Source organism: Bacteroides sp. MSK.20.12 (assembly GCF_019052435.1).
In the GTDB taxonomy this organism is placed as follows: Bacteria; Bacteroidota; Bacteroidia; order Bacteroidales; family Bacteroidaceae; genus Bacteroides; species Bacteroides xylanisolvens.
In genome coordinates, this window is sequence record NZ_JAHQVH010000014.1 from 83696 (window position 1) to 102729 (window position 19034).

Here is a 19034-nt window from a genome sequence, read left to right on the forward strand (position 1 = left end):
ACCGAAGTGGAGAAAGAAAATAAAGCAAGAAAGAATAGCGGAAAATGAATCAAGTTAAAACAAGAAAAACCGGAATCTTCAGCGGGTCATTCAATCCGATTCATATCGGGCATCTCGCTTTAGCCAATTACCTTTGTGAGTATGAAGGGTTGGATGAAATATGGTTTATGGTAAGTCCGCAGAATCCTTTGAAAACGAAGGCAGAGTTATGGAGTGACGAGCTTCGTCTTAACTTAGTGGAGTTATCCATCAGTGATTATCCTCGTTTTCGAGCTTCAGACTTTGAATTTCATTTGCCCCGTCCTTCGTATAGCGTATATACACTGGAGAAACTTCATGAAGCGTATCCCGACCGGGAATTTTATTTCATTATCGGTTCCGATAATTGGGAACGTTTTGGACACTGGTACCAGTCCGAACGCATCATTAAAGAGAATCAACTCCTCATTTATCCTCGTCCCGGCTTTCCGGTAAAAGAAGAGGAATTGCCGGAAACCGTGCGTCTTGTTCATTCCCCTGTTTTTGAAATCAGTTCCACTTTTATTCGGGAAGCCTTGAATGCAGGGAAAGATATTCGTTACTTCTTACATCCGAGAGCTTGGGAGGCTATCAAGAAAGATAATATACGCCTTTGAATATATTATAATATGTGTCCGGCAGAATATAACGGATAATTTGTCAGCCACTCTTGTTCCCGATAATCTGACATGGAAAAACGGATGCCATGTAGTTCTGGATTCTTTTCAACAAAAGAGCGCAGACTTTTCGACTGTAAATTTTCTTCAGCTTTCACTTCGACCGGAATAATACAGATTTCTTTTTGCAAAAGGAAATCCAATTCTCCTTTGGAAGTATCTGAAGACCAGTAATAGATATTCAAGCCTTTCACTGATTTCAGTTGTTGTAACACATATTGTTCGGTAATTGCTCCTTTATAATCGGTAAATAAAACATTGCCTTCCAATAATGCTTGTGGGGGGAGTCCGCTCATTGCTCCCATTAATCCGGTGTCTAGCATAAACAGTTTGAATGCGGAAAAATCTTCGTAGGCCGATAAAGGTATTCCACCTTTCTTTACCCGGTTTACTTTATAAATAAGACCGGCATCTATCAGCCATTCTATGGCCAGTTCAAAATCCTTGGCTCTTGCTCCTTCTTTTATAACTCCATAAATGAATTTGCGATTTTCTTTAGCCAGTTGTGCAGGAACCGAACGCCACACCATACGAATCCTAGGGACTTCGGCAATAGGAGCGTGTTTGGAAAAATCACGGTCATAAGAATCCAGTATGTTTTGTTGCAACTGGCGGACTTCGGTATAGTCTTTATGCTCAATAAATGCATTGACTACTTCGGGCATTCCTCCTACGAAATAGTACTGTTTAAGGAAGTCGGTGAATTTAGAACGGAAGGTAGAAATGAGGTTCCAATCTTGCTTTGCAAGCAAGCTGACAAAAGACTCTTGTCCGATAGCTTCTAAAAACTCGGAAAAAGAAAGTGGATATAGGTCTATAAAATCGACTTTTCCCACCGGGAAAGAGTCATTTTGATGCATAGCGATGCCCAGTAAAGAACCAGCTGCAATAACATGATACTGTGGCGCTTTCTCCAGGAAATATTTCATGGCTGTCAAGCCGCGTGGGGCTTCCTGAAGTTCGTCAAAAAGAATTAAGGTATCTGTATCTACTACTTTTCCGGTTACTAACTGGATAGCCATCAAAATACGTTCGATATCAAAATCTTTTTGAAAAACCTCTTTCATCACTTCATTGTCTTCGAAGTTGATGTAGGCAAACTGTTTGTAAGCAGTAGCCGCAAACTCTTTCATAAGCCATGTCTTTCCTACCTGACGGGCTCCGCGAATAATCAAAGGCTTTCGTGTAGACTTTTCTTTCCAATCGTACAATTGTTGCATTGCATTTCTTCTCATACTTCTTTCTTTTATTGTCAGCTACTTATAGGTACAAATGTAAGCACTAAAAAGGATAATAACAAAAAGTCGTACCCTAAAAGTGTGGTATTTAACAAAAAGTTATACCCTAAAAGTGTGGCATGTTACAGAAAGTCGTATCAGAAAAGTGTGTGATGTTGCTATTTTTGTTTGTTATTGTACCAAGTCACGATACCTTACTCCGTCAATCGATGAAGAGTAATGACGATGATTTCTGCCGGAGCACCGACACGGATCGGTAACTTTGAAGTTCCTATTCCGTTTGTTATAATCAAAGGAATTTTTGCTGTATTATATGCCAGTCCGGTGATAAAACGATTGCCGTAGTGTGAGTTCAGTGCCGGGGCGACTCCGAATACACGGACTTGTCCCCCGTGTGTATGTCCTGCGAGAGCGAGGTCTGTATTGGCTACTGAAACATCTTCTATGTAATCCGGCGTATGAACTAGTAAGATGACAAAATCCTTGGGAGAGAGTGCCAAAGTGGGTGATACTCCGTTGCGCCCCAGATCGAAAGGATTGCGCACTCCGGCGATAATAATCTGCTGGCCGTCTTTACGCAGCGTGTCCACTTCGTGTTCTAACGGATGCATTCCGTAATGTTTCATTGTGTTCACAATATCGTCGTGGCAACGTTCGTAATCATTATTACCCATCACTCCATAGGTTCCCATTGGTGTCTTTACACGTGCAAGTGCGGAAAACAAAGGTTCTACATATTCGCAACCTTCCTGATAATCACCGCCCATCAAAAGAACATCTGCTTTTTGGGCAATCAATAGGCGGACAAGATCGTTCAATCCTTTCTCTTTCAGCAGGCTTTTGTAATGTAAATCGGAAATGAAAGCGATGCGGAAACCTTCAAAAGCTTCAGGTACATCGCGGTGGGTGAAGTCGTATTTTACTACACGGTCCACTCCTGTATAAACAGATGACACATCTACGCTGGAAGAGGTTATTTGGGTTCCACGGAGCATCCGGTCGGATTTGTCCGCGTCGGTATCAGTCTCCTTTTTCTTTGTATGTTGCTTTTTGTTTTTAGAAACAGCCAGTGCTTTGAGTTTCGAGTGGTCGGGAGCGAAGAGTCCGGCAATGGCGTTAGTCGTATCCGGATAAATGGAATCAGTATGTAAGACAGGGTGCGGCAAGCTAGCCACCATATTCTTTTTCGATTTGCAGGAAACAAGTAAAAGCAATGCCAACAGGATAACAGGGTAGATTGTTTTCTTCGTCGGTGGATAAATCGTTTTCTTCATCAATGGGATATTTATTTTCTTCATCTTCTCTTAGTTTGAAGTTTTCTGGGGTGCAAAGATACGAAAAATCATGTATCTTTGTCCGTCAAAACTCTTTATAATATATTAAAGTATGGAAGAAGTAAAGCGTAACTCGCTACAAGCATGGATATTAGCTGCACGTCCCAAAACTCTTACAGGAGCTATTACCCCTGTTCTGATAGGTACAGCTCTCGCTGCGATGGACGGGCATTTTCACTGGTTGCCGGCACTGATCTGCTGTCTGTTCGCAAGTCTGATGCAAATTGCCGCTAATTTCATCAATGACCTTTTCGACTTCCTCAAAGGGACAGATCGGGAAGATCGCCTGGGACCCGAACGTGCTTGTGCACAGGGATGGATTTCTCCGCAAGCGATGAAAACCGGGATTATTATTACGGTTGCTCTTGCCTGTCTTATCGGTTGCACATTACTTTTCTTTGCCGGATGGGAACTGATTGTCGTAGGAGTGCTTTGTGTATTATTCGCTTTTCTTTATACCACCGGCCCTTATCCTCTTTCTTACAACGGCTGGGGAGATGTACTGGTGATTGTCTTCTTTGGATTTGTGCCTGTTGGCGGAACATATTACGTGCAAGCGCTAACATGGACGCCGGATGTCACTATCGCCTCTCTGATTTGTGGACTATTGATTGATACGCTACTGGTAGTCAATAACTACCGTGACCGGGAAGCGGATGCGCGCAGTGGAAAAAGAACAGTGATCGTTCGTTTCGGTGAGAAGTTCGGCCGCTATTTTTATTTGATGCTGGGTGTTACAGCTTCTCTTCTCTGTCTGTGTTTCCTTCGTGAAGGTCATTTTTTAGCCGCTCTTCTTCCGCAACTCTATTTGATTCCTCATTTCCTCACCTGGAAACGGATGGTGAAAATATATAGTGGTAAAAAATTAAACAGCATATTAGGCGAGACTTCGCGTAATATGCTGTTTATGGGTGTTCTTATTGCAATAGGAATGTTGGTAAGTTGAGAATCATTTCCCATACATCTTTTCGTAGTAACCCTGATAATCTCCGCTGGTAACTTCTTCCACCCAAGCCTGGTTGGCTAAGTACCATTCGATTGTCTTTACGATACCGACTTCGAATTTTGTTTCGGGATACCATCCTAAAGCATTTGTAATCTTTGTAGGATCGATGGCGTAACGTTGGTCATGTCCCAGACGGTCTTTAACGAACGTAATCAGATCTTCGTTGATCCAGTCGATCGAAATATTTCCGTTTTCGTCTTTCACCTTCTTTTTGAGAACCTGACGATATTCGGGATTCTCTGCCATCAGACGGTGGATAGTTGAAATAGTCAGTTTTACGATTTCGAGGTTTGTCTTCTCGTTATGTCCGCCAACGTTGTACACTTCTCCGTCTTTACCTTCACGTACAACGAGATCAATCGCTTTGCAGTGATCTTCTACATAAAGCCAGTCGCGTACATTACTGCCGTCACCGTAGACGGGGAGATGTTTTCCTTCGAGGATATTCTTGATAATCAACGGAATCAATTTTTCCGGGAAGTGATACGGACCATAGTTGTTTGAGCAGCGGGTAATTGTTACCGGCATTTTATAAGTATCATGGTAAGCCATCACTACCATGTCTGCGCTAGTCTTAGAGGCACTGTACGGGCTGTGAGGACAAAGCGGGGTTGTTTCTGTGAAATACCCTTCGGCTCCCAGTGAACCATACACTTCGTCGGTGGATACCTGATGATAGCGTACACCTTTTCTCCAGGTAGGGTATCCTTGTTCATCTTTTCCCATTACCCATGCGCGGCGTGCACAATCCAATAAGTTCTGTGTTCCGAGAATGTTGGTAATCAGAAACAGTTGCGGATTTTCAATGCTGCGGTCAACGTGACTCTCGGCAGCGAAATTCACCACATAATCAAAACGATACTCAGCAAAAAGACCGTCTACCACATCACGGCTACAAATGTCTCCTTTGATAAAGACGCAGCGTTCGTTGTCGATGTCTTTGGCAATCGTTCCTAAGTTACCTGCATACGTCAAAGCATCCAATATCACGACTTTGATGTCGTTATGTTTGGCCAAGATGTATTTGATGTAATTTGCCCCGATAAATCCTGCGGCACCGGTCACTAGATAAGTTTTCATATTTTATTCTATTATGTTGATTTTAGGATTGTTTTGCCAATTCGATGAGATACTTTCCGTACTCGGTCTTTTCGAGTTGCTGACCTAACAGAAGCAATTGCTCCGTCGGAATCCATCCCTGACGCCAGGCGATTTCTTCAATACAGCTGACGTAGAAACCTTGCCGGTTCTGAATAGTAGCCACGAAGTTGGATGCTTCCAGCAGACTGTCGCAGTTACCCGTATCCAGCCATGCGAATCCGCGTCCGAAGAGTTCCACTTTCAATGTGCCTTCTTCCAGATACAGGCGATTCAGGTCTGTAATCTCATATTCTCCACGTGCTGAAGGACGAAGAGCTGCTGCTTTTTCCGTCACACTGGCATCATAGAAATAGAGTCCGGGAACGGCATAATTACTTTTCGGCACTTCCGGTTTTTCTTCCAGTGAAATAACTTTCCCTTGTTCGTTAAATTCCACTACACCATAAGCGCGCGGGTCTTTTACATAGTAGCCGAAGATGCAGGCGCCTTTTTCTATATTGGCAGCCCGGCGGAGCATGGCAGAAAAGCCTTGTCCGTAAAACATATTATCCCCAAGAATCAGACAGCCCGGTTCACCGTTCAGGAAATCGGCTCCCAATACGAAAGCCTGTGCCAGTCCGTTAGGTTGTTCCTGTATTTTGTAGGAGAAAGACATACCCAGCTCCTCACCCGTTCCCAGCAAATCCCGGAACATAGGCAAGTCACGTGGAGTCGAAATAATCAACACTTCGCGTATTCCTGCCAACATCAGTGTCGACAATGGATAGTAAATCATCGGCTTGTCATACACAGGCATGATTTGTTTGGAAATCGCTTTGGAAAGCGGATAAAGTCGGGTGGCACTACCACCGGCCAGAATAATTCCTTTCATGTTCGTCTGAGTTATTCATTAACAGTGTGCAAAGGTCGGAAAGAATTCCGACGTGGCAAAATTTTAAAATAATTTTTCAGTCAGGTGGGGACATTTATTTTATTTGTCCGCCAGTTCGATAACTTCCAAGTCCTGAAACGCCCCTTGATTGATAACAAAACGCACCAAAGTCCGCACCTTATGGAAACCAGACATACCTGCAGCTCCCGGATTGATATGTAACATATCCAGCGTTTTATCATACTTCACCTTTAATATATGCGAATGTCCGCTGATAAAAAGCTTGGGCGGTCGCGTCATCAGACTACCGATGATGGAAGGATCGTACTTTCCCGGATAACCGCCGATATGTTTTATCAGTACTTCCGCACCATCCACCGTGAAACGATTTATTTGAGGATACAGTTTTCTGATTTCCTGTCCGTCAATGTTTCCGTACACCGCCCGGAATGGACGGAATGCGGCTAACTTTTCCGCTACTTCCAGTGAACCGATGTCTCCGGCGTGCCAGATTTCGTCGCACGGTTCGAAATATTCCAGGTATTTCTCATCCCAGTAAGCGTGAGTATCAGATAATAATCCAATTCTTGTCATAAAATTCTTTGTTTAATCCCACAAAGATACTATATTTGGAAAAATCTTAAAGCACATGGAAAGCAAATATAATTATTTCAAGCGAGATATAAGTTGGCTCTCATTCAATTACCGCGTATTGTTGGAGGCTCTGGACGAGCGTCTGCCGCTTTACGAACGTATCAACTTCATCTCTATCTACTCTTCCAACCTCGAAGAGTTTTACAAAATCCGTGTAGCCGACCATAAAGCTGTTGCTTCCGGCGCTACGGAAAGCGATGAAGAAACCGTACAGTCAGCCCGCGAACTGGTAGAGGAAATAAATAAAGAAGTCACCCGCCAGCTGGATGACCGTGTACGCATCTATGAACAAAAAATACTGCCTGCCCTGCGCAAAAATCATATCATCTTTTATCAGGACAACCATGTAGAACCGTTCCACCAACAGTTTATCAAAGACTTTTTCCGGGAGGAAATCTTTCCCTACCTGCAACCTGTGCCTGTATCCAAAGATAAAATTGTCTCCTTCCTGCGGGATAACCGTCTTTACCTGGCAATACGAGTCTATCCGAAGAAAGAAGAAAAAAACAAAGGAGAAGAAACTAAAGAAAATATAGAAAAATATACCGGAGAGTGCATAAATGAAAGAAATGACGGAGAAGGTATAAAAGTAGGTATGGAAGCAGCAAGGCCAAATGTAACAGACCTCCGACAACCCCTTTACTTTGTGATGAAACAACCCTACGCCAAAGTGCCCCGCTTCATCGAACTTCCGTCTCGCGAGAAAAATCATTATTTGATGTTTACCGAAGACATCATCAAGGCAAACCTCAACCTGATCTTCCCCGGCTACGATGTCGACTCCAGTTACTGCATCAAAATTTCCCGTGATGCTGATATATTGATTGACGACACCGCCAGCAGTGCCGACCTCGTCGCTCAACTCAAGAAGAAAGTGAAGAAACGCAAGATCGGTGACGTCTGCCGTTTCGTCTACGACCGTGCTATGCCTTCTGAATTCCTGGACTTCCTTGTGGATGCCTTCCGTATTCAGCGTGACGAACTTGTCCCCGGTGATAAGCATTTGAACCTCGAAGACCTGCGTCATCTTCCCAACCCGAACAAATCCCTTCATAGCCTCGAAAAACCGAAGCCGATGAAGCTGACCGTCCTCGATGAGAAAGAATCCATTTTCAATTACGTCGCCAAAAAAGACCTATTATTATATTACCCTTATCACTCTTTCGAGCACTTTATCCACTTCCTGTATGAAGCCGTGCACAACCCGGAAACCCGTGAAATCATGGTAACTCAATACCGCGTAGCGGAAAACTCCGCCGTCATCAACACCCTGATAGCCGCCGCCCAAAACGGCAAGAAAGTCACCGTATTTGTGGAACTGAAAGCCCGCTTTGATGAAGAAAACAACCTTGCCACCGCCGAAATGATGCAAGCCGCCGGTATCAAGATAATCTACAGCATCCCTGGTTTGAAAGTGCACGCCAAAGTAGCCTTGATCCGTCGTCGCGGATTAAACGGTGAGAAAATCCCCAGCTACGCCTACATCAGCACCGGCAACTTTAACGAAAAAACCGCCACCCTTTACGCCGATTGCGGTCTTTTCACCTGTCGCAAAGAAATAGTGGCCGACCTCTATAACCTCTTCCGTACCCTGCAAGGAAAAGAAGACCCGAAGTTCACCACCCTTTTGGTAGCCCGTTTCAACCTCATCCCCGAATTGAACCGCCTGATCGACCGCGAAATATCCCTCGCAGACGAAGGCAAGCAAGGACGCATCATCCTAAAAATGAACGCCCTCCAAGACCCTACCATGATAGACCGCCTCTACGAAGCCTCCGAACACGGTGTACAAATCGACCTTATCGTCCGTGGTATCTGCTGCCTCATCCCCGGACAGTCATACAGTCGTAATATCCGTGTCACCCGTATTGTGGATAGCTTCCTCGAACACGCCCGCATCTGGTACTTCGGCAACGACGGCACCCCCAAAGTATTCATGGGCTCTCCCGACTGGATGCGCCGTAACCTCTATCGCCGCATCGAAGCCATCACCCCCGTTCTTGCCCCCGACCTGCGTGACAGCCTCATCGAAATGCTCGACATCCAACTCGCCGACAACCAAAAAGCCTGCTGGGTAGATGATAAGCTGCAAAACATATTCAAAAAAAGAACACCCGGCACCCCTGCCGTCCGAGCCCAATACACCTTCTACGACTGGCTAAACCAAAAAGACAACTAACATAAAATTCTTTCCGCAGCAACTATGCTGCGGAAAACACATCATTGCAAAACACATCATTGCAAAACACATCATTGCAAAACACATCATTACAACCATACCCCAGCCCCCATCATACATACGATCACAATGACCTGCACCCCGCATGGTTTCCCGGCCTACTTTTTTCTCCGTCAAGCGAGCGCCCGTAACGTAGCGTCAAGAAGGGCAGACTGTTTGAGCGTAGCGAGTTTCTGCCCTTTAGCGAAGTGAAGGAAGCGAGTAGGAGAAAAAAGTCAGCCTTGAATTTTTCTTTGCTTCTTTCTTTTGTTTCAAGACAAAAGAAAGATGATTGTAATACAATTGTAACATGTATGACACCTCCCTGCAACGTCAAATCCCGTCCTTTGCAACTGGAAACAACATACACATATTATTTATGGAGACTATTTATTTATGCATTATCATTTTCCTCTTCGTCCTTGCCGTCTTCGATCTGATAGTCGGAGTCAGCAATGACGCAGTCAACTTCTTAAACTCCGCGGTAGGTGCCAAAGCCGCTTCGTTTAAAACCATCCTTTTCATAGCCGGCGTCGGCATATTTATTGGCGCCTCCCTATCCAATGGCATGATGGACATAGCCCGGCACGGCATCTACCAGCCCGAGCACTTCTACTTTGCCGAAATCATGTGCATCCTGTTAGCCGTCATGCTGACCGACGTAGTACTGCTGGACGTATTCAACTCCATGGGTATGCCCACCTCCACCACCGTTTCATTAGTCTTTGAACTACTCGGAGGAACCTTCGCCCTCTCACTTATCAAAGTACATAATAGCGATACCCTCGGTTTGGGCGACCTCATAAACACCGACAAAGCCCTTTCCGTCATCATGGCCATTTTCGTATCCGTCGCCATCGCCTTCTTCTTCGGAATGATCGTACAATGGCTGGCCCGTGTGATATTCACCTTCAACTATACGAAAAAGATGAAATACAGCATTGCCCTTTTCGGAGGTGTAGCCGCTACCGCCATCATCTATTTCATGCTTATCAAAGGACTGAAAGACAGCTCCTTCATGACCCCCGAAAACAAACACTGGATACAAGACAACACATTGATGTTAATCGCCGTCTTCTTCGTGTTCTTCACCGTACTGATGCAAATCCTTCACTGGATGAAAATCAACGTTTTCAAAGTCATTGTATTGATGGGCACCTTCGCCCTCGCTCTCGCTTTTGCCGGCAACGACCTTGTCAACTTCATCGGTGTTCCCCTCGCAGGCTTCTCCTCTTTTATGGACTATACCGCCAACGGAGGAGGAAATCCGAACGGCTTCCTGATGACCTCTCTGCTGGGACCCGCCAAAACCCCGTGGTATTTCCTTATCGGAGCCGGAGCCGTTATGGTCTACGCCCTCTGTACTTCTAAAAAGGCACATGCTGTAATTAAAACATCCGTCGACCTTTCCCGTCAAGATGAAGGAGAAGAAACATTCGGAAGTACCCCGATTGCCCGTACAGTAGTCCGCATCAGTATGACACTTGCCAACGGAATCTCCCGCATTATGCCAAGTGGCAGCAAAGAATGGTTTGACTCCCGCTTCCGCAAAGACGAAGCCATCATTGCCGACGGAGCAGCTTTCGACCTTGTCCGCGCTTCTGTCAACCTAGTATTAGCGGGGCTGCTCATCGCCTTGGGAACTTCCCTGAAACTTCCTCTTTCTACCACCTACGTAACCTTCATGGTAGCTATGGGTACCTCCTTGGCCGACCGTGCCTGGGGACGTGATTCTGCCGTTTATCGTATTACCGGCGTATTAAGCGTCATCGGTGGCTGGTTCATCACTGCCGGAGCTGCCTTCACCATCTGTTTCTTCGTAGCCCTCGTACTTCATTATGGAGGAAATATCTCTATCATCGCACTCATCGGTATAGCTGTATTCATCCTGATCCGTAGCCAAGTGATGTACAAAAAACGCAAAGCGAAAGAACAAGGTAGCGAAACTCTGAAGCAACTTATGCAAGCCACAGACAGCACAGAAGCCCTGCAACTGATGCGTAAGCACACCCGCGAAGAACTTTCCAAAGTGCTGGAATATGCAGAAACCAACTTCGAACTGACCGTCACTTCTTTCCTCCACGAAAATCTTCGAGGACTGCGTCGTGCTATGGGTTCCACAAAATTTGAAAAACAGCTCATCAAACAGATGAAACGTTCCGGCACCGTAGCCATGTGCCGCCTCGACAACAACACTGTACTCGAAAAAGGACTTTATTACTATCAAGGCAACGACTTTGCCAGCGAACTGGTTTACAGTATTTCTCGTCTCTGCGAGCCTTGCCTGGAACATACCGACAACAATTTCAACCCGTTGGATGCCATTCAGAAAGGTGAATTCAGCGATGTTGCAGAAGATATTACATATCTGATTCAGCAATGCCGTAAGAAAATGGAAAACAACGAGTACAACAATCTGGAAGAAGAAATCCGTCGTGCCAACGACCTCAACGGACAACTTTCGCTATTGAAACGTAAGGAACTGCAACGTATCCAAAGCCAATCAGGAAGCATCCGGGTTAGCATGGTATATCTCACGATGGTTCAGGAAGCACAGAACGTAGTCACTTACACCATCAACTTAATGAAAGTAAGCCGTAAATTCCAAATGGAGACTGAAATGCCGTAAAGGCTGGAAACGATAACGTTCTTCACTGGAAAAAACGAATGATAACTCGAAAGGAAAGGACTGTTTGATAAACCCTATTTATATAAGTGAGGGTATGTCAAACAGTCTTTTCTTTTTAGAAAGTGGTTGGATAAAAAAGCTCTGTTCTTTAGCATTTGATTTGATAAAATTGTATATTTATAGTCGGTAAGATATTTGAGACGATTTAAAATGCAATGGTATAAAAATGAAATGAATGAAATATCAATTAGAAATAACCACTTTACTGGTTCCTGTCAATGTGCATCAGTTGTTTGAGAAATGTGAATGGCCCGAACTAAACAGTTTTGACAGAGAAATGGTTGAGAACTATTTCTCTGATTTGGTAAATGGTATTCAAACCGATGAGGCTTTGAACGATTGGAAGCTGACAATTGTCCTGTATATCGGTACTTATTTGGGAGCCAATCATATCAGTATCCGGAAACATGGAATCACCGATACGGCAACTAAAGAAAAAGTGTTGACGATCGGTATACCTCTTCCTTGTAGTAAAATCGTTCGTTGGGGAGTGAAGAAGAAAGAACGGTTTACCGGTAAAATGCCGGATGAAAACTATAGGAGAAATAACAGGCTGCTTCCCGTCTACTTTGCGAAATATGATACTATGGGAACCTATATTGAAGATAACATCCGGATAGCCCTTTTGAATTTGTTTGAAGTAGGTTTTACCTTGAAAGGATATAAAGTAAAGAAACGGTGATAGTAACTGAATCGTAATCAAACTTCCTTTTCATAGGGATTAAACTTGCTTATCCCGGCAGGAAAATGTATCTTTGTTGGGAAGAAAACTATAACCGCAAGTTCTGATTATAAAACCGGAACTTTTGATTATGTAATCAGAAGTTTCAGTTATAAAACCAGAACTTGCGGTTTTAGTTTGCCCTAAGGGAAAAAGAACTTTTCTTCTAGGGGAGAACAAGTTTTCTACCTATAGCTAGGATGTTTTCTATTAGTAATCAATATTTCAAATAAACTTTAGTACTATGGCAATGTATGTAATGGAAGAAATGCCCGATATTCATGGAACGGGCGAACAAGTACTTTATCCGCGGTTTGCAATGATGGATCAGGTTTCTACCGAGGAGCTGATACGTCAGATAGCATCCAGCAGTGGTTTTAATGTCGGAGATGTGGAAGGCGTAATTACACAAATAGGTATTGAGATGGCACATCAGATGGCAGAAGGCAAGTCTGTGAAGCTGGATGGCATTGGAACATTCTCTCCTTCGTTGGCGTTATGCAAAGATAAAGAGCGTGAAAAGGCCGGAGAAGGCGAAACCCATCGTAACGCACGAAGCATTGTGGTGGGAAACGTGAACTTTCGTGTAGACAGGAAGATGATAAGGCGTATCAATGGAAGATGTCTGCTGGAAAGAGCTCCGTGGAAGTCGCAACGTTCTTCACAGAAGTATACTCCGGAGCAACGGCTTGCATTGGCTGTCAGATATTTGGAGGAACATCCTTTTTTGACAGTCTACGAATACCGGAAGCTGACAGGTCTGCTGCGCACAGCGGCTACCAATGAATTGCGCCAATGGGCGTATACGCCCGGTTCCGGTATCGGGATTGATGGCAGAGGAACACATCGGGTGTATATAAAGAAAACATAATTCATCATATTTGTATGATGATACTTTGAGATTTTGAATTAAGAGCATTGGGGGGAATTGCGGTGAGGGCGCTTTTCTTCAGGGACGTGCTTGAGTGATAACTAAAATTAATAGAAATGGGGAATTTGATTTCATTTATGAAGGAAGTAGCTGAAGGGCTTCGAAAAAGTGGGAATTATGGAACTGCTCATGTTTACAGGAGTAGCATGAATGCTATCATTGCATTTAATGGGAGCAGGAATCTGTCATTCAAGAAAGTGAATCAGGAGTTTCTTAAAAGTTTTGAAACGTATTTGCGGGAAAAGGATTGTAGTTGGAACACGGTTTCAACCTATATGCGTACATTGAGAGCGGTGTACAACCGCGCGGTTGACCGTCGTATGGCATCTTATATACCGCATCATTTCCGGTATGTTTATACAGGAACGCGTGCTGACAGAAAGCGTGCACTGGAAAAGGAGGATATGGAACGATTGATGAAAGAGCTTCCCAAACAAATTCATCAGGGAAGGGAAGAATTACAACGTACGCGCGCGTACTTTTTCTTAATGTTCATGCTTCGTGGTATGCCGTTTGTAGATCTTGCCTATCTTAAAAAGCAGGATATGGTGGGGAATGTGCTTACTTATCGTCGTAGAAAAACCGGGCGGCTTCTAACTGTGACGCTTCTGCCGGAAACTATGAAACTAATAAAAAAGTATATGAACCCCGATTCTGCTTCTCCTTATCTTTTTCCCATACTGACTGGCGGAGAGAGTACCGAAGCTACCTACAGGGAATATCAGATAGCTTTGCGTAATTTTAACTATCAGCTTCTGTTGCTGAAACAAGTACTTGCATTGACTTCTGATTTAAGCTCGTATACGGCTCGGCATACTTGGGCTACAATGGCATATTATTGCGAGATACATCCAGGCATTATTTCAGAGGCGATGGGACATTCATCCATTATCGTCACAGAGACTTATCTAAAACCTTTTAAGAATAAGAAAATAGATGAAGCGAATGTGACGATTCTATCTTCGCTGAAGAGGAGCTATGTTTGTGGCAAGTAGCTGATTGATAGTGCTGTTACTTTGTAGGTAACGGGAAGAAAAGACGCTGCAAATATGAGCATATTTCTTAAAACATCCAAACAAAATCGTACATTTTTTCTAATAAACTACTCAAAATAGGAATAAACACAGAAGAACACGTGGATTCTTTGTCTTAGAGCTTTGTTAACGTCTAAATTTTGCAATAGATTTCCCGCCCCTCTACTTTTTCTCATAAGCAGGGGTAAGAAGATTCGTCATATATCGTATTATTTTCTAGTATAGACTACTCTAAAAGAGCAGGCACAAGGGTTTTCCCGTTACCTACAAAGTAACGGGAAGAGGGGGAGTGAAGCGAAATAAATCATGAATTAGTACAAACAAATTTTTTATTTATTAATTGTATAACATTTAATTTACTTTTATGAGAAAATGGACGTATTTAGTCGCAACCTTGCTCATGGCAGGTACGACGGCGACATTCACGGGATGTATTGATACCGATGAACCGGAAGGCATTGCAGAACTTAGGGGAGCAAAGTCTGATTTTATCAAAGCTCAAGCTGCAGTTGAGCTTGTAGAGGCTGAATTGAGAAAAGCACAGGTTGCAGAGCAAGAGTTAGTTAATGCAGGTTTGGCACTTCAGAATAAATCTGCAGAAATTGATTTGCAGTTGCATGAACTGGATATTCAGTTGAAGCAACTCCTGATTGAAAAGGAAGAAGCTGCTACTGCACAAGCAAAAGCAGAAGCGGAAGCTGCCATTGCAAAAGCGGAAGCTGACAAAACTAAGTGGGAAAATGAAAAGGCATTGATTGTTGAGCAGTATAAGGAAAAAATGCTTCTTGCCGAAACTGCCACTGCTAAAGCACAGGAAGCTTACAAGCAAGCTATGGAACAGATTGAAGCTTCCAAGTTGTTGCTGACAGATGAAGAACAATTACGTTTAAATGTTGTAGAGGCAAAAGTTGCTTATGCTAAGATAGCTATGGATAAAGCTATGTATGGATATTCAACGACAGAAGTTGAAACTGAACAAAGACTTGTATCTAAATCAACAAGTTCACAGACAAGTGTTGGCGAAGGAGCTGGAACAACAACTACTACTGGTACTGATGAAAAGTATATTACATATTATGTAATTACACAAAATCCGGATAATGCAAATAACGGATATGCAGAAGGCAGCTTGAAGAAACTTCAGGAACAGTTGGCGGACTATCCTAATTGGGTAGCTGATGGAAACATCGAGGCTAAATTGAAGAATGCTGTGGAAATCGCTGAATCCAATTTGAATATAGCACAAAAAACAGCTGATGGATATAAGGCTATTTTGGATAATGAATATACTACATTAGCTGATTGGGAAACAGAGGTTAAAAAGCTGAAGGATGAAATGGCAACATTGGATGTTCAGAAACGACAATATGAACTTAAAAAAGAAGAATTAAAAGTTGCTAATCCTAACTTAGAAAAGAACAAAACTACTGCAGAGAAAAAATTAGCCGATGCTACGGGTGCTCTTGATAAAGTTAATACTACTACTAATGTAGCTTCTGCTTATTCTAAGAAAGCAGATCAGAGCATTCTTAAAGGCTTGAATGATGCTTTTGATGGTATTTCTGGTGGAGTAGCTGGCTATAATAAATCAACAGGTGAATTCAGCTATGCAAAAACTGTACTAGTTACTAAGGCGCAAGAACAGATTGATGGCTGGAATAAACTTATTGATGCAGCTACTCAAGGGATTGATTTAGAAGATCTTGCATGGTCTAAACTTGAAGTCGTGAAAGCAGATGCTGAAGCAACAAAAGCGAATGAAACTTACGATGCTGACTATAAGGCATGGGAGAAAGCTCGCGATAAATATATTGAAGTTGAAGCTATTGATATAAATGCTTCAAAAAAAGCTGCCGAAACTGCAATAGCTGCTTATAATAAACTGGGCGATGCTGCTAGAACACAGGATGCTAATATCAGTAAATTAGCTACTGCCTTGGCTGAATACTATCAGGATGCTTTGGATAAAGAGCTTAAAAGTACAAAAGCAGAAGCAACAGAGGCTTCTACCAATACTAAAAAAGCAATTTCTGCTTGGATAATAGCTAATCCTTTGGCAAACTTCAAGTCAATTGTAGGGCTAGAATTAAATTTAATAGAATGGACAGCCGGTGCTGTGACAAAAGCTAATAAAATAGAACAAGCTAATGCAAACAAGCTTCTTGAACTTGGAGCATCTGCTGGTGATGTTCCATATGACTCATGGAAAAAAGCTTCAACAAAAGTGTTTGGTGATAACTTTAATCGTGATAATGAACCTAGAAGGGTTGCTGTGTCAGCTGATATGGTTCTTAAGGAAGTTGATGGCAATAGACTGGCAACAGAATTGCAAAATGGTGACTATGGAACTCTTGGTATCTCTATTTATGCTACGGCAGAAGCTGCACGTCTGACAGCTGTGATAAATCAGGCTGATACCTATAAAGCTTTGAAAGCAGAGTTTACTGCTCAAAAAGCTAAAGAACAAACTACGCTGGATAAGAAAAAAACAGAATTGGCTGCAAATGTAACGAAAGCAGAGACTGCTTTGGCTGATGCTAAAACTGCTTATGATAAAGTATTTAAGGAAGTAGAGGCAAATATTAAGAAAGTTAGTGAGGATTATGACTATAAAGATGCTATAAAAGATAAGATTGAGTCTACAATTTCTGAATATATTGCTAGCCTTGATGAGTTGGGCGATGATTATAAAGATATGACTTTGGAGGAAATCAAAGAAGCTATTAATGCTGAATATTTAAAAGCTGTTACTGGCCTTCTTGATAAAAAAGCAGCTTTGGCTACTGCTGAAAGAAATTTAGAAAAGTTGGCCGAAGGTACTTATACTGATAATGATTATATCAAGGATACATTTGCAAATATCCAGGAAAAGATCAAAGTAAAACAGACTGAATATGATGCTGCCAAGGCAGACTATGATGCTGCAAGCGCTCAATTGAAAGCACTTCTTGCTATCTTCTTGAAATAATTCCCTAACTACGTAAAAGTAACAAGATGATAAAAAAACTATGCACATTACTTTTGCTGACCTGTATGACAGCTGCGCCTTCAATGGCGCAGCGTTACAGCAGCAGTGATGATGCGTCGTTTGCCCCGAAGAAAGGACAGTGGCAGGTTTCAGTCCTGCTTGGTAGCGGAAAGTTCTTTAACGAGAACACTTCTTATCTGCTTCCCAAGTTCTCCAATGACGGAGGAGTAGTCGGACTTCCCAATGGAGGGAAGGATAACTCCGGCGATCTGAACCGCTATCTGAACATCGGGAGTCTGAATAATAATAGTCTGGTCAATATAGCCGGAATTGAAGGTAAGTATTTTGTGTCTGACAATTGGGATGTAAATTTCCAGTTCAGCATGAACGTTAGCCTCACTCCTAAGAAAGACTATGTAGAAGGAGACAACAGTGTACCTGACATGATTATCCCTGCGCAAAGTTATATCAATGCGCAGATGACCAACAACTGGTATGTATCTGTCGGTTCCAACTACTATTTCAAGACTCGCAACGAACGTATTCATCCATATCTCGGAGGCGCACTCGGCTTCCAGATGGCACGCATTGAAACGACCGAACCATACACCGGAGACACCTACAAGGATAGTGACGACTCGGAAGAACTTCCGTCACAGGTCTATGTTTCCGGAAGTAAAGCCGGTCAGATGTACGGTTTCAAAGTAGCTGCCGTAGCAGGTATTGAGTATAGCATTGCCAAAGGTTTTGTTTTCGGTTTCGAAATGCACCCTCTGGCTTACCGCTATGACTTGATACAGATTTGCCCGAAAGGATTTGATAAATATAACGCCAGTCACCACAATATCAAAATATTTGAAATGCCTGTGGTGAAACTGGGATTCAGATTCTAAGGATGAATGATTATACAAATGTATGAATGAAAAGAGAAAGCCGTTCAGCTGATAGTGCGGACGGCTTTTCTTTTTTAAAGAAGAATGAAGAGCTTAATGAACAGATATGTGAAACTTTTATCTTTTCTTCCGGGAATATGTCTGATAGTGGCTTGCACCGGGCATCAGATAAAAGGTTACGAGATTAACGGCAGTGCACCTTTGCCCGAATTCGAAGGAAAAATGGTTTATATGAAAGATGTTTCGAGCGGGCAGCCGGTAGATAGTGCAGAAATAATCCACGGAAAGTTTGATTTTTCCGATACGGTGACTATTGTGTCGCCCGTAGTAAAAGTGCTTTCTATTCGTGCCAGCAAATCGGGACTGGAATACCGCCTCCCTGTTGTCATAGAAAATGGTAGTATCCAAGCCTATATTTCCGATGTGGTTTGCACAGGAGGAACAATGCTGAATGAACGAATGCAGGATTTTCTCATGGCTGTTGATGAATATTCTACAGCCTGCGAGAACAAGCAAACGGAACAGATAAAATCCGGATTTGCGGATTTATTGAAAAAATACATAGAAATCAATGATGACAATGCAGTAGGAGAATATATTCGGACTGCCTATCGTTCATCACTTTGATGCAATCAGATTGCTTTTAAGACTATAAACTAAATTTCCCACATAATAATATCC

The 19034-nt window shown here is 43.0% G+C and carries 15 protein-coding genes; 10 read left to right on the forward strand and 5 right to left on the reverse strand.

Going from position 1 to position 19034, the window contains the following annotated elements; all coding sequences use genetic code 11:
- The first annotated feature begins 44 nt into the window (after positions 1-44).
- Positions 45-635, forward strand: a complete 591-nt coding sequence (nadD, locus tag KTR06_RS09705) for a nicotinate (nicotinamide) nucleotide adenylyltransferase (RefSeq protein WP_217290293.1) — start codon at positions 45-47, stop codon at positions 633-635.
- 5 nt (positions 636-640) lie between these two features.
- Here nadD and KTR06_RS09710 read toward each other — a convergent pair whose 3' ends face one another.
- Both KTR06_RS09710 and KTR06_RS09715 read right to left on the reverse strand, forming a co-directional pair.
- A complete protein-coding gene (locus KTR06_RS09710) occupies positions 641-1930 on the reverse strand; it encodes an ATP-binding protein (protein ID WP_004316992.1) in 1290 nt (429 codons plus the stop codon).
- A 197-nt stretch (positions 1931-2127) separates the two neighbouring features.
- On the reverse strand, positions 2128-3231 hold the full coding sequence (locus KTR06_RS09715) for a metallophosphoesterase (protein ID WP_371745213.1): 1104 nt from the start codon (positions 3229-3231) through the stop codon (positions 2128-2130).
- Positions 3232-3319: 88 nt separating this feature from the next.
- Here KTR06_RS09715 and KTR06_RS09720 point away from each other — a divergent pair, with 88 nt between their 5' ends.
- Positions 3320-4213 (forward strand): 1,4-dihydroxy-2-naphthoate polyprenyltransferase, encoded by an 894-nt coding sequence (locus KTR06_RS09720; protein ID WP_120069360.1) that lies wholly within the window; start codon positions 3320-3322, stop codon positions 4211-4213.
- Positions 4214-4216: 3 nt separating this feature from the next.
- Here KTR06_RS09720 and rfbB read toward each other — a convergent pair whose 3' ends face one another.
- The 3 genes from rfbB to KTR06_RS09735 form a co-directional block, all read right to left on the reverse strand.
- The gene (rfbB, locus tag KTR06_RS09725) at positions 4217-5353 is read right to left on the reverse strand and encodes a dTDP-glucose 4,6-dehydratase (RefSeq protein WP_008026598.1); all 1137 of its coding nucleotides are present in this window, start codon (positions 5351-5353) and stop codon (positions 4217-4219) included.
- A 22-nt stretch (positions 5354-5375) separates the two neighbouring features.
- Positions 5376-6245, reverse strand: a complete 870-nt coding sequence (gene rfbA, locus KTR06_RS09730; RefSeq protein ID WP_004316988.1) for a glucose-1-phosphate thymidylyltransferase RfbA — start codon at positions 6243-6245, stop codon at positions 5376-5378.
- 99 nt (positions 6246-6344) lie between these two features.
- Entirely contained in the window at positions 6345-6839 is a 495-nt protein-coding gene (locus KTR06_RS09735; protein WP_009038686.1) for a metallophosphoesterase, read from the reverse strand.
- A gap of 55 nt (positions 6840-6894) precedes the next feature.
- Here KTR06_RS09735 and ppk1 point away from each other — a divergent pair, with 55 nt between their 5' ends.
- From ppk1 to KTR06_RS09775, 8 genes are all read left to right on the forward strand, one after another.
- Positions 6895-9078 (forward strand): polyphosphate kinase 1, encoded by a 2184-nt coding sequence (ppk1, locus tag KTR06_RS09740; protein ID WP_118407739.1) that lies wholly within the window; start codon positions 6895-6897, stop codon positions 9076-9078.
- 418 nt (positions 9079-9496) lie between these two features.
- The gene (locus KTR06_RS09745; protein ID WP_008017861.1) at positions 9497-11746 is read left to right on the forward strand and encodes an inorganic phosphate transporter; all 2250 of its coding nucleotides are present in this window, start codon (positions 9497-9499) and stop codon (positions 11744-11746) included.
- Between the two features lie 235 nt (positions 11747-11981).
- A complete protein-coding gene (gene imm9 / locus KTR06_RS09750; protein WP_009038685.1) occupies positions 11982-12488 on the forward strand; it encodes an Imm9 family immunity protein in 507 nt (168 codons plus the stop codon).
- A 283-nt stretch (positions 12489-12771) separates the two neighbouring features.
- A complete protein-coding gene (locus KTR06_RS09755) occupies positions 12772-13398 on the forward strand; it encodes an HU family DNA-binding protein (RefSeq protein ID WP_015531513.1) in 627 nt (208 codons plus the stop codon).
- A 116-nt stretch (positions 13399-13514) separates the two neighbouring features.
- Entirely contained in the window at positions 13515-14453 is a 939-nt protein-coding gene (locus KTR06_RS09760; RefSeq protein ID WP_217290294.1) for a site-specific integrase, read from the forward strand.
- A gap of 403 nt (positions 14454-14856) precedes the next feature.
- Positions 14857-17460 carry a hypothetical protein gene (locus KTR06_RS09765; RefSeq protein ID WP_217290295.1) on the forward strand — a complete coding sequence of 868 codons (2604 nt, stop codon included), beginning with the start codon at positions 14857-14859 and terminating at the stop codon, positions 17458-17460.
- A gap of 26 nt (positions 17461-17486) precedes the next feature.
- Complete coding sequence (locus tag KTR06_RS09770; protein ID WP_008026605.1) at positions 17487-18353, forward strand: BT1926 family outer membrane beta-barrel protein; 867 nt, start codon at positions 17487-17489, stop codon at positions 18351-18353.
- An 84-nt stretch (positions 18354-18437) separates the two neighbouring features.
- Complete coding sequence (locus KTR06_RS09775; RefSeq protein ID WP_087320427.1) at positions 18438-18980, forward strand: DUF4369 domain-containing protein; 543 nt, start codon at positions 18438-18440, stop codon at positions 18978-18980.
- Positions 18981-19034 lie beyond the last annotated feature (54 nt).

Bases quoted from the DNA above. Each gene is read 5' to 3' on its own strand.
- nadD (WP_217290293.1), top strand. From the start codon at position 45: ATGAATCAAGTTAAAACAAGAAAAACCGGAATCTTCAGCGGGTCATTC.
- KTR06_RS09710 (WP_004316992.1), bottom strand. From the start codon at position 1,930: ATGAGAAGAAATGCAATGCAACAATTGTACGATTGGAAAGAAAAGTCT.
- KTR06_RS09715 (WP_371745213.1), bottom strand. From the start codon at position 3,231: ATGAAGAAAATAAATATCCCATTGATGAAGAAAACGATTTATCCACCG.
- KTR06_RS09720 (WP_120069360.1), top strand. From the start codon at position 3,320: ATGGAAGAAGTAAAGCGTAACTCGCTACAAGCATGGATATTAGCTGCA.
- rfbB (WP_008026598.1), bottom strand. From the start codon at position 5,353: ATGAAAACTTATCTAGTGACCGGTGCCGCAGGATTTATCGGGGCAAAT.
- rfbA (WP_004316988.1), bottom strand. From the start codon at position 6,245: ATGAAAGGAATTATTCTGGCCGGTGGTAGTGCCACCCGACTTTATCCG.
- KTR06_RS09735 (WP_009038686.1), bottom strand. From the start codon at position 6,839: ATGACAAGAATTGGATTATTATCTGATACTCACGCTTACTGGGATGAG.
- ppk1 (WP_118407739.1), top strand. From the start codon at position 6,895: ATGGAAAGCAAATATAATTATTTCAAGCGAGATATAAGTTGGCTCTCA.
- KTR06_RS09745 (WP_008017861.1), top strand. From the start codon at position 9,497: ATGGAGACTATTTATTTATGCATTATCATTTTCCTCTTCGTCCTTGCC.
- imm9 (WP_009038685.1), top strand. From the start codon at position 11,982: ATGAAATATCAATTAGAAATAACCACTTTACTGGTTCCTGTCAATGTG.
- KTR06_RS09755 (WP_015531513.1), top strand. From the start codon at position 12,772: ATGGCAATGTATGTAATGGAAGAAATGCCCGATATTCATGGAACGGGC.
- KTR06_RS09760 (WP_217290294.1), top strand. From the start codon at position 13,515: ATGGGGAATTTGATTTCATTTATGAAGGAAGTAGCTGAAGGGCTTCGA.
- KTR06_RS09765 (WP_217290295.1), top strand. From the start codon at position 14,857: ATGAGAAAATGGACGTATTTAGTCGCAACCTTGCTCATGGCAGGTACG.
- KTR06_RS09770 (WP_008026605.1), top strand. From the start codon at position 17,487: ATGATAAAAAAACTATGCACATTACTTTTGCTGACCTGTATGACAGCT.
- KTR06_RS09775 (WP_087320427.1), top strand. From the start codon at position 18,438: ATGAAGAGCTTAATGAACAGATATGTGAAACTTTTATCTTTTCTTCCG.